Consider the following 7,876-nt stretch of genomic DNA (forward strand, 5'->3'; position numbering starts at 1 on the left):
CGTCCTCTTCTCACTCACAAATTGCAGCAGACGAACGTCGCACCCTCGTTGAGTCTGCTTAGTCACCTGTTCCCCTGGAACAGGCCGCCATCACACCGATGGCAACCGGGTGCTCTCATGCGCGTCCCGCCGGCGCATGAGGATAGCTACAAGGCGGAGCAACCATACAAAGGAAAGAAGAACCGTGGGTCGAAGATCAAGGGGCGTCAACCATGCCGCGCAGATGAGCCGCGACGCAGGTGGAAGCAAAGATTCCCAGAAACACCGTCGCCTGCACTGGAGCGAGTTCTCGCGCTTCGCTGCCCGTGTCGGCCACACGCTGGAGAATGTGAACGAAGTCGAAGACTGGATGCTTGAGCATTTTGTCTGGTTCCTCGTCGCTGGCGCGATGAAGCCAGGCACCCTGGCCAATTATCGCGCTTCGCTCTCGGTGATACAGACGATGGCGGGTCAAGACATGTCCGACTCGACGCGCAGCCGCGCGCTGCAACTTGAGCGACGGGATCGACACGGCAGACACCGCGCCCGCACGCAACAGGAATTCAACGATCTGCTCTGTGAGGCGCAAAAGATCGACAACGGCGTCGTGCACGTGATTCGCCTGATGCGGTGGCTAGGGCTTCGCATGCGTGAAGCCCTCATGTGCGGTAAGTCACTGGAAACCTGGCGCGAACTGATTCTGCAGGGGAATCGACGCCTGCCCATCGAACGCGGCGCCAAGAATGGGCGGCCGCGTCGTACCGAAGTGCTGATGGATCACGTCGACGAAACACTTGAGGCGATCAACGCCGCAATCGACTTCTGTCGCGATCGCGACTTCGAGTTGATAAGTGGTTGCAACGCCGATTTAAAAAGCGCGAAGTCGCGCCTGAAGTCCCGATTCGAGCAACTTCCAATGCGACGCGATCTCGCAAGCCACAGCTTGAGATTCACTTACGCCGTGGACTTCGCCAATGCAGCACTTGATCGAGGCACCCCGCCAGTTGAAGTGTTGACGCAGCTATCCGACCGCCTCGGGCACGGTCCCTCGCGAATGAAGATGATTCTCGAAGTCTACTGTTGGCAGATTCGCCACAGATTTCCCGAAAAAATCCAGTTGCCCAGTGACTTTGTTCCGCGCGCGCCTGCCAAGGAAGCGGCAACGCCAGAACCAGGTGACTTCGGCGACAAGAATCGCGTGAGCAACGAAGCTCATAAACGATGGACTTCATCGCGAAATCGCCGGATCAGATCAACTCGCGAAGGGAAAAGCTACCCAAAATTTCTGACCAATAAGTAGTCCAATGCTTCCTATGGGGACATATAGTTATTCACGAAGGAGAAAAGAGCCGTGCCACATTCGTTACTCACTGAGCAAGCTCACATCACGCTTAACCGATACAGCGGTGCCGGGGCAATCGGCACCTTACTGCCACTATGGGCCAAGTTTGAGAAATTCCTCGAGGCACTTGGACCGTTGCCAGCATCGATCCTAGACATCCCGGAGCAAGCGCTTCGCGCATATGCAACACATCTCGACTACCAGGACTGCCATATCGATGATGCACTGGTCGCGCTTAGCGCCGTGCTTCTCGTCTGCCTTCGCGCAGGCTACTCCGCCAAGGTCTTGCGTACTGTGGTGATCGCGCGAATTCGTCGCCCTATTGAAAACCGACAATGGGATGCATTCCGCCTACGCACTTACCAACCTCTCGAATCGTCACAGCGCGCTCGAACTCGCAGACGCCGAGCCAAACGCGAAGCGCTCGTCAACGATAGCGACCACGTAAATGGCCTCGCGCAATAACGCAAATCGTCAAACAAGTACTCACCCATATCTACTGAAGGAAAATCAATGACCCATCTGATTGCGGCACATTTCCAGAGCTCGAACAGCACAGCGCAAGCATCGGCAGCGCAACTCCTTCACGCGCAAATGGGAGGGATTTTGCTTAAACCCGGTCCGTTCGATGCGTATGGCAATCGAGTTGCCAACGCACCCAGCGAGAATGAAGACGCGTTGGAAAATCACTACTGCACCATGATGACCTCTCGGCGCGGAGGAATTATTGACGTCTCGCCTGAGGAACGACAGTCCGTGATTGCGTTCATCCAGAAGCGGCGCGCGATTCTCACTGAAATGAAAACGATCATCGTCTCGGTCTCCCCGGACGACGACTCACAAAACGCCGCTGTAGAAACACTCACCGCGATTCGCGAGGCTGGCGTATCACCATCCGATATCCGAATTCTCGCCACCGACATGCCGCCAAATACGGCGAGCAGCGAGATCTACTCGAGGGTTGCTGACTATGCCCGCGAGGCAGGCATCACGCCGCCCCCGGAAGCGAGCCTTCCTATCTCGACGTCCTTCGCCAAAGCTCAGCAGTTCAAGATGCCTATTGCTGCCGTCTTGAACAAATCGGTCGATTTCGAGACGGAATTGACGGTAGCGCGTCTGAACGGTGCCCCCGAAAAGGTCATGCATGCTCTGGCTCATAAGGTCATCGCACAACGAGAACTGTTGGACGCCGCAGACACGTTCAGGCGCGTAGCGGAGTTGCTGGGACTGCCATGCATCTCCCAGGATGAATGGCGAGCGGAGTTTCCGCTTACCGCGAACCGTAAGCGTACGAAAGTCGGGAGCATGGAATAACGGCACCCATCCCAATTGGCGTGCAACAGCGCCATGACTTTTCAGATCAACGGCCCACGCCAATTTGTGGACCGTTGACCCGAACTTGTTCGGCCCTTAGCCGCACGCTGATATCGTCCTGATCCGCAACGTCGTCAATCTGATCAGGAGCGGTTGCTCGCCGCTCCGTGCAAAATCACCTCAGCAGCGTGAACTGATCACGCCTTGTCCGCACGCTCGACGGAATGCAGCGCAATCCTAACGTCCTCCGCCATGATAGTGCTCGAACCATCGAGCAGGTAGCGCATTGCGGCCCTGTCAAGTACGCGTCTACATATCGCGTCCGTATCCGAAAAGAAGCGATCGCGCACCGCTTGAGCTACGACCTCAACGGTATGGCGCGAGATGCATAACGGGTCGGTCGACATAATCAAAAGCCTCGTACGGACATAGGAAGCAATCCAGTTTCTACTATCGTCGAGAAGCACCAACGCACAATGTCGGCAATAGAAGCTGCCCGGTGCACCGTTAGTCCCGTGTTCTTCCGCTGATTCGGCGCTTTGGACCTCTCGGTCCAGAGGCTCTTCGTACACAGAGTGCACAAGCATTTCCCAACACCATTCGCAATTTCCGCACGCGCAATGCTGACGGTTATGACCTACTGGCATCTCATCAAACGTCATCGCAACTCTCCTGACTAACGAAGTTAGCGATCGCCTCGTTCCCGTAGACGCTCGCTAATCCAGTATTCCGTCCCTATCGCAAAGTCAAGCTGAGGCTCCGGCGCCCGCGTTTTCCAAGCGCGTACGAATTTCGAGAGAGGTTTTTTCCTTAACTATCTGATAACAAACGAAATAAGCAGTCCATGAACGCGTGAAATTTGTGAAACTCAAGGCAAGAAGACAGCTCCAGAACAACTGAAGATCAAAAGATGTACAAAAAACTGCACCATTCTGCAGAAAAGCCTGCAGGCGCCTGCAAAGTTCGGCAGAAACGACCGCCGATATAAACAGCATGTCGTGCTCTATATTTTCCGACACAAGGAGTAGGCTCGTTCGTGCAAGGCGAACTCAAGAAGCTCCCAATTCGGGCGATAGCAAAGGTGACATGTTTCCGAAACATGAAGATCGAGAGCAAAAAACAAAAAAGGCTGCACCTTATGGGTGCAGCCTTGATCTGAACTACTGGTGGAAACTGAACACCGAAGAAACGTTAGCGCTTACGCCTGCTGCGGGCACGGTTCGACTTCTGGGTATTGCGCTCCATGAGAATGCTAAGAGTCGCTAACACAAGTCATCAACGAAGCGCGAGCAGATAACGGAAGCAGCCAAGGAAAGCAAAGCAGTATGAATGTCGAGACGCCGCTCGAAACGAATACGCAGTTTGCCGAATCCGGCAAACCAGGCATGCGTGCGCTCAACCACCCAGCGATGCCGCCCGAGTCGCTCCTTGCTTTCCACGCCACGACGGGCAATCCGAGCCGTGATTCCGCGCTGCTTCAGATAACGCCGGCAGCGGCCAAAGTCGTAGCCCTTATCTGCATGCAACTTACCCGGGCGTTTGCGGGGCTGCCCGCTCAGGCCCGAGACTGCCGGAATGGCATCGAGCGTGGACTCGAACGCCATCGAGTCGTGTCGGTTGGCTCCCGTGACCGTGATGGCCAGTGGAACGCCACGCGCGTCTACGACGATGTGCCGTTTCGACCCGAGCCTTCCCCGGTCTGTCGGGTTGGGCACACTGGCGGCATCAAGGCTCGCCCGTTCCCAATCAATCTGGTCGTGTTCACGTAAGCGGCGAAGCATCGCCAGATGCAGGTGCTCCCACACGCCTGCGGCCTGCCAGTCTCGAAGCCGTCGCCAGCATGTCATGCCGCTGCCGAAACCCAGTTCCTGCGGCAGGTCTTCCCATGGAATGCCCGTTTGCAAGACATACAGGATGCCGTTCAAAGCCGCGCGGTTGTCAACTGTGCGCCGACGGCCGCCTTTGGGTGACGGCGTAAATACTGGAATCAACAGCTCCAGCGCCGCCCACAATTCGTTGCTGATTTTTCTTCTGGACATGCGCCCAGGATACGAAACCTATGGCTTGATGTCCAGGTTGTGTTAGCGACTCTAAGCCAAACTTCACCAACTAGCTGGACGAAAGCACCCCACATTTCGCGTTCGTTTCTCGACTTTTGCGTACTTACCAATCGATACACTTAATAGGGAAAAAGTTGAGTTTTCCGTATAGATGAGGTAACCAAAGGCGAGAGCGGTTGCGAGACGAGGCGACGCCTCACACGCGGGAAGGATCGCTCTTGGCTGCTCCAGAACCGCAGTATTCAAACCTAGTGTAGGACAACAAGATGAGGCTACCTGTTTTTGCGATCGACGTCGGATACGGAAGTACGAAGTACACCTATCGAGATGGCCACGGCACCGTGATGACCGGCATCTTTCCATCACTCACGCCTTTAGCGCCAATCATGATGGGCGGCCCAGAATTGAATCAACGTCCTTTTCATATGCACAAGACTGTGGTCATTACGGTTGACCGCATCGAGTATGAGGTTGGGCCGGACGTGCCGATCACTGCAGCTTACGGCTGGACTGGTAGCGCTCTATGCGATGACTACGCAGTGACGGCAAACTACAGAGCATTGCTGTTTGGTGCGTTTTACTTTACCGGTGTTACGCATGTCGAGCGCCTTGTTCTTGGCTTACCGGTCCATCTAATGAAAATGTATTCACCTCTGCTTAAGCAACGGCTCCTTGGTGAAACTCATTTCGGTGCTGGCTGCGTGACTATCGACGAGGTAATCGTCGTCCCCCAACCATTGGGAACGCTTGTACTCACCGCGAATAACCGACACAACGACTTCCGACATGACGAAGCACATCTGGTGGTCGATGTAGGGTACTTCACGACCAGTTGGATCTCCGCAAACGGCCTCACAATAGATGACAGCCGTAGCGGCGGGATGCGTTCTGGCACATGGGATATCTGCAAACGTATTGCGGATCACATTTCACGAGCTGAAAATGAGATAGTCAACGACATCGAGCGTATAGATAAAGTGCTGCGCGAGAAAGAAACCTATCTTTTCTATGGCAAAGACATCGATCTCGTCCCCTTTCTAGAGCTGACTACCCCAATCGCCGCCAATGCCGCGTGGCATTTACAAAGCCACCTCGGCAGCAGCCCCTCGGTAAGCTCAATCATTCTCTCCGGCGGCGGCGTTCCGCTTTATGCGAAAGCAATCCAGCAAGCGTTTCCAGATATGCACTTGAAAAGTGTCCCCTCACCATCCTTAGCAAACGTTTCTGGTTACCTCATAATTGGAGAGGCCCAAGACGCACGAGAATGGGGCTTCCCTACACAAGATATTAGAGGAACCTCAATTTTTTCATAGACAGATTTGAGGACACTGCAACGGGGCGCTCAAAACTCGGGATGCCCCGTCATCCAGAATTCGCGGTAGTGTCGAATCTTACGGTAGGCTAGACCTATTCCATTGCCGACTAGGATACGTCTAGACCGCCGCTTGCACTACGCATTCTTGTTCGGCGTAATTTTTTCGCTTTGTCTCTACGCTTGCGCGCTTTATTTTCGGGGATTGAGGCTAAAAATTCGTTGATCATACCCTCCAATCTACTGATATGTGGGATCAAATTTTTCGCATCCCTTCCATGGATGGAAAGCGAACTCCCATCATCGCTAACGCTTACATTTATTCGAGTAGATATTTTTATAAGAGTCGACAGTACGTCCGATGAAAACACCTCGAGCAGATCTTCGAAACTCGTCAGGCCTAGTCTTTCTGCATAAATTGCACGCCTCTCCATTTCTGCTTTGCCTATTTTTTTGAGAATGCTCAACAGCTTCTTGCCGAGTCTAAAGCTGAGGTTATCTGAGCCTCCGCATGCGTCCACGACGCGCTTCGATAGTTGGCTAATGGCTATACACCGAGAGACATGGCTAACTGAAATGGAAAATGCCATTGCCAAGGCACGTTGCGATGGCCAAATTCCAAGACGAATTTCATAGCTGTAGCGCCCCCCGAGTTCCCAAGGTCCGGCTCCTTCGGCACGAAGAAACTTGTGAATCTGATAGCTACTTTCCCTCTGCTTCGCCAAATCGTTGCCCGTCTCTGCCACGCAAAAGTTCCTTATATCCTGGGAAATAAATAATCTTATGCAAATAAAAATTTGGCCAGCTGCGCAGATTCGATTTAGATCTTGAAGTTCACGCTGCGGATACCATCCGCAAAAAGCCGATTTGCGTGTTTCTTTAAACCTCGACCTACTCCTGTTGCTAACAAGTACGTGCTGTTTACAACTATTCGAAATCGGCTTATATCTCCGGAGCCAATGGCCGCTAGCCCGCAGTTGCCACCAACCGTGCTTTAGTCAGCTATCGTCCGCAAAGTATCTATACGACACCGAGCGCAGCCTTGTCCAGCCGAATTCTCGCAGGAAGCACGAGCCCGCTCAGATTACTAGGACGTGCCCGGCCTCCGCAGAAACTCCAAGAGACAGTTCCTTACCGATGTGTTTGCAGGCGCCTGCAGCGTGATCGATCACAAACGTGCAACACCACCTCGTAAGCACATGATTTTAATCGAAATTTTTTCCCCCCAAAAAAAACAGCATATGACGGGAGTGTGCAACAGTCCGAACGGCACTTCTACGTGGAATCAATCGTTGAGGAATGTCACGCATATCACTACCAAATTTATACATGAGCATTCATCGCAAACACCTGCGAAAAGCCGACGCGCGACGCGCGGTTTGAAACCAGCGAAGATCCGCAAAACCTCAAATTTTCTAACGTTGGTGCGGTGCCGCAGTGCCAATTCCGGGCCACGCCGCAGCGATCTCATTGGCCGCTTCTTCTCTTGCTGGCTACACACAGACATCAAGTGGCTCGCGCCCCCAACGCGGGGCGCGCCGACAATCTCGACGATCATCGGCCTGTAAGGATCAGCTAAATAAGTCACTTGTACCGCGCAGCAAACAACGGGATTGTGTTCGGCAAGTCCGATGCCTAGGCAACGGACCGCCATCGACCGACACATCGAACGTTGGATCGCAAGCCCCAAGCAAAGAATAACCCGGCACAATGCTTACCGCGCTTGCGGGTTGCAAGTCTTTCGAAGACTGCGTGCCGATATTTCTATCAAAAACTGAACCGCCCCGGGAATCGTGGAGGCTGGTTGGTTTAAGTTAATGCCGGTTCAGCGGCAACCGTTTCAAGTTGCCGATAGTAGTTTGCCTCAGC

Annotated in this window: 5 protein-coding genes; 3 read left to right on the top strand and 2 right to left on the bottom strand. The window is 53.7% G+C overall.

The genetic code is table 11. From position 1 onward, the window contains the following. The first annotated feature begins 223 nt into the window (after window positions 1-223). Entirely contained in the window at window positions 224-1,279 is a 1,056-nt protein-coding gene (locus tag F4827_RS18760; RefSeq protein WP_183725796.1) for an integrase domain-containing protein, read from the top strand. Window positions 1,280-1,834: 555 nt separating this feature from the next. After that, a complete protein-coding gene (locus F4827_RS18765; protein WP_183725798.1) occupies window positions 1,835-2,635 on the top strand; it encodes a hypothetical protein in 801 nt (266 codons plus the stop codon). Between the two features lie 1,262 nt (window positions 2,636-3,897). On the opposite strand, the gene F4827_RS18770 is transcribed toward F4827_RS18765, so the two are convergent. Continuing rightward, window positions 3,898-4,674 (bottom strand): IS5 family transposase, encoded by a 777-nt coding sequence (locus F4827_RS18770; RefSeq protein WP_183725800.1) that lies wholly within the window; start codon window positions 4,672-4,674, stop codon window positions 3,898-3,900. 287 nt (window positions 4,675-4,961) lie between these two features. On the opposite strand from F4827_RS18770, the gene F4827_RS18775 reads away from it, so the two are divergent. Beyond that, the gene (locus F4827_RS18775; RefSeq protein WP_183725802.1) at window positions 4,962-6,008 is read left to right on the top strand and encodes a PRTRC system protein D; all 1,047 of its coding nucleotides are present in this window, start codon (window positions 4,962-4,964) and stop codon (window positions 6,006-6,008) included. A 109-nt stretch (window positions 6,009-6,117) separates the two neighbouring features. Here F4827_RS18775 and F4827_RS18780 read toward each other — a convergent pair whose 3' ends face one another. Beyond that, window positions 6,118-6,753 (bottom strand): hypothetical protein, encoded by a 636-nt coding sequence (locus tag F4827_RS18780; protein ID WP_183725804.1) that lies wholly within the window; start codon window positions 6,751-6,753, stop codon window positions 6,118-6,120. Between the last annotated feature and the right edge of the window lie 1,123 nt (window positions 6,754-7,876).

This window comes from Paraburkholderia bannensis (assembly GCF_014200455.1).
GTDB lineage: Bacteria > Pseudomonadota > Gammaproteobacteria > Burkholderiales > Burkholderiaceae > Paraburkholderia > Paraburkholderia bannensis_A.